Raw genomic sequence first — 3282 nt, 5'->3', positions numbered from 1 at the left:
CCACTGGCAGGAGGACGCCAACGCCGACAAGCGGCCCGTCAACTGGCAATTCACGACCGGTGACGCCAGGACCAAGCTCCGCCACCTATACCCAGAACATTAGACACGACTAAGTACTAGATGATTGATTCCAAGGGATGACAGCGCAGGCAAGGGTGCCCAGAATCGAGGTGTAATAACCAACATTCGAACCTGGAGAGTTCTGATGGACAACGACCTGGACACCCTTGCAACAGCACTGTACGCCTCGGCGGACGACTTTTTGAAGGCCCATCCGGACGCGGCCCCGTGGCGGCCGGCGGTCGGTTTGCAGCCGTTGATCACGGATGCGGAACTGGTCACCGTGTCGGTGATGCAAGCCCTGTTGGGCTTCACCTCCGAACGCCGCTGGCTCCGTCATGCGCGGGTTGTCCTGATCGAATGGTTCCCGCACCTGCCCGAGCAATCGGGCTACAACAAGCTGTGAGACTTGTTTGTAGCTGGTCTGGGACTGGCTGGCAGGATGGGTACCGGCTGTTCCACCCCGTAGACGTGACTCAATAACAAGCTGATTCTCAGGATGTCCTTCAGGCGACTTGTCCGTTTATGGGTGGGCGGCCGGTACCGTTCCGGCCCACCACGGTAGCTTTATGGCGACGTCGGATATTGGAACTGTCTGAATGCCTCCCATCTCAGGGTTGGTTCCTGCGGCTGACGTCGGCTGCGTAGCTGGCCCAATCTCCGCTGCTGGCGCGTTGCCATTGGACCGCGACGCCGACATGGATTCCGAGCGTGCGGGCCATCAATGCCGCCGGCAGGTCGATGGAGAGTTGGAACAAGGCCGTGGATCGCGCCTGCCCGGGCTGGATCCCGATTTTCTTGAGCCGGACGCGCAGATGGGCGGGGGGTGATCGCTTCTCCCGGTCTGCCGCCGGGGAACAGCCAGGGGGAGGCTTCTCTTGTTCCGATCATCGTGTGGTTCTGCCGGTCGGCAATGACCTGGCGGATCAGGATGCCCAGGGGTTCGGGCAGGAGAATCGGTTCAGGGCCGAGGCGCAGCAAAACCTGTTCAGTCTCGATGTGGACATCGTCGAGTCCCAGGCGGCTGATGGACGAGGGTCGTTGGGCATAGAGGATGACCAGGAGCCCCGCTACCCGGTCTTCGGGTTTGAGCGTCGTGTCGTGGAGGAGCCGGCGGGCATCTGCCCAGCGTTCCTCGGTGTCCAGCGGCGTGGACGGTCCACCCCATTGCTCTGCCCGGAAGTGCAGACTGGTCAGCTTGTGGGCGTTGGCCCAGCGGATGAAGTTCCCGGTTGGGGCACGCAGCGTGGCGCCTTGGCCTGCGGTTTCCAGGGTGAGACCGCGACCGGTGAGCCAGTGAAGGAATCTGGTGGCACCCTTGGTGTTTTGCTCGATGACCTTGATCTGGCCGTAGGTGGCATCGGCACCGCGGAGCCTGCCGCGCAGCCTGCGCAGCTGGTGCCAGATCGCGTAGCGGTGAATGAGTTGGCGCTGGGCGGGATCGGATTGCTCGGCGAGGCGACTGGTGATCCAGCGTTCCAGCCGGGCGATCTGCTCGTCCCTGACCGGCAACGTTTTGGTGGCCACCAAAAGGGCGCGCAGGTGTTCGGTGGTCTTGTCGCCGGCCAGTGTTGTCTCACCGGCCAGATCGTCAAGGACCTGATGTGTCAGCGGGGTCCTGGAGTCGAGGGTGCCCAGGATGGTGGGGGCTCCGCTTTTGTTGAGCCAACTCGTGACGGTGACGATTCGCTCGGTGGCTGCCAGCTCCTGGTAGAGGTTGTGTAGGCCGGGACGGATATTGCCGTGCCCGTCACCGAGCACCTCTTGGAGGCGGCGTTGCACGGTGCCTCCGGACCGGGACTGGGCACAGGCCAGGCACCTTGGTTGGCCGGTGGTCTTGGAGATCCGGGCAGGACCGGTGGCTTGGCAGACGCTGCAGGTGAGGATTTTGTGTGGATGGCATGACTTGCATACCGGTCCGTCGGCGGTGCGTGTGCTGACCTGTCGCCGGCGACCGCACCGATGGCAGGTCTCGTGGTCGGCCGGGTTGCTCGAGCAATGGCTGCAGAGGGGTTGGCCTTGCTCGTTGCGGGACGCCGGTTCGGCTATGGCCGGGCATTGGGCGCAGGGTTGGCGGCGGGACTTGGCGACGCAGTTGCGGCAAAGCCTCAGCCCGTCACGGGACTTGACCAGGGCCAGGATCCTGCCGCAATGCGGGCAGGGCGGGCGAACGATGCGTTCGGCACCGGACTGGCAGAGCAACTCGATCAGGCGCAGCACCGTGGGAAACGGTGCCTGGGCACCGGCCCCGGTGAGCAGGCCGGGATGGTCCTCCAGGGCCCAGGCCAGCCGGCGGCGCTGCCCGGGTTGCGGGGCGGCGGCCAGGATCGCCGTCCTGACGGTCTCGGCTCCGATGCCGGGGTCGATGGCGGCAACGACCTGCACGATGACGCCGACGGGGTCGGGTTCGTTGCGGATCGGGCACCCCATGCAGCGCGCCCCGCCGTCACGGGTGCGGCTGGCGACCAGGCGGAGGTTCCCGCAGCCGGTGCAGGGCTCGGGCGTGGGGCCGCAGCCACCGCAGTACCAGTTCTCGCCCTTGCGTTGCAGGGCCTTCAGGGGCGTGCGGCAGTCGGTGCAGGCCGGGGCCGAAATCCTCACCGCGCCGGCCTTGACCAGGGAGATGAGCAGGTCACCCAGGGCCCGCGGGGCCGGTGAGCGCCCATCGGTGAGCAGCGCCGGACGTTGGGACAAAGCCTGGGCCAATCTGCGGGCCTTGGCACGTTCCCCGGCATTCCCGGTCACCACCAACCGGATCACGTCCCGACCGAGACCGGGTTCAAGGGCGGCAAGCATGTCAACGATGAACCCGACGGGATCCTCCAGCACCCCACGCCCGGCGGCACGGGGGTCGGTGGTCGCCGCGGTGGGTTCCATCGGTTAGGTGTCCGGGCCGGTGATGCGGGCGCGTTTCGGCCGCAGGTCACCGACCGCATTCGCGCCGGAGCCGGCGGTCTTGGCCTTGCGTGCCGGTTCCGCCGCCACCGGCTCGATCAGGTCCTCCATCGAGCATTCCAGGATGTCCAGCAGGGCGACCAGGGTCTTGAGGCTGAGTCGTTCGGGACGCTCGGCGACCAGGCGATAGACCTGGCTGGAGGACAGAGTGGGGGAGCAGGTTATTGCGTGCCCTTCTGCCATCGGCCTTGTTGCCTGCCTCGGTCGCGGCTCCCTCTCGCTGGGCAGCGTTGCCCAGCGAGAGGGGGTGTGGCCCGGTCGGGACTT

General features: G+C 66.1%; 3 protein-coding genes. 1 reads left to right on the top strand and 2 read right to left on the bottom strand.

The genetic code is table 11. The annotated features are described in order from the left end of the window. Positions 1–205: 205 nt before the first annotated feature. Complete coding sequence (locus ACIPVK_RS21630) at positions 206–466, top strand: hypothetical protein (protein ID WP_407614044.1); 261 nt, start codon at positions 206–208, stop codon at positions 464–466. A 161-nt stretch (positions 467–627) separates the two neighbouring features. On the opposite strand, the gene ACIPVK_RS21625 is transcribed toward ACIPVK_RS21630, so the two are convergent. Together ACIPVK_RS21625 and ACIPVK_RS21620 are read right to left on the bottom strand one after the other, a co-directional pair. Continuing rightward, the gene (locus tag ACIPVK_RS21625) at positions 628–2937 is read right to left on the bottom strand and encodes a hypothetical protein (protein ID WP_407614043.1); all 2310 of its coding nucleotides are present in this window, start codon (positions 2935–2937) and stop codon (positions 628–630) included. Between the two features lie 3 nt (positions 2938–2940). Then, on the bottom strand, positions 2941–3198 hold the full coding sequence (locus tag ACIPVK_RS21620) for a helix-turn-helix domain-containing protein (RefSeq protein WP_407614042.1): 258 nt from the start codon (positions 3196–3198) through the stop codon (positions 2941–2943). Between the last annotated feature and the right edge of the window lie 84 nt (positions 3199–3282).

The organism is Paeniglutamicibacter sp. MACA_103 (genome assembly GCF_045798555.1).
Lineage (GTDB): Bacteria > Actinomycetota > Actinomycetes > Actinomycetales > Micrococcaceae > Paeniglutamicibacter.
This window is presented reverse-complemented; position numbering and strand designations above follow the sequence as displayed.

Excerpts from the sequence above, each read along its gene's own strand:
- ACIPVK_RS21630 (WP_407614044.1), top strand. The coding sequence starts at position 206 with ATGGACAACGACCTGGACACCCTTGCAACAGCACTGTACGCCTCGGCG.
- ACIPVK_RS21625 (WP_407614043.1), bottom strand. The coding sequence starts at position 2,937 with ATGGAACCCACCGCGGCGACCACCGACCCCCGTGCCGCCGGGCGTGGG.
- ACIPVK_RS21620 (WP_407614042.1), bottom strand. The coding sequence starts at position 3,198 with ATGGCAGAAGGGCACGCAATAACCTGCTCCCCCACTCTGTCCTCCAGC.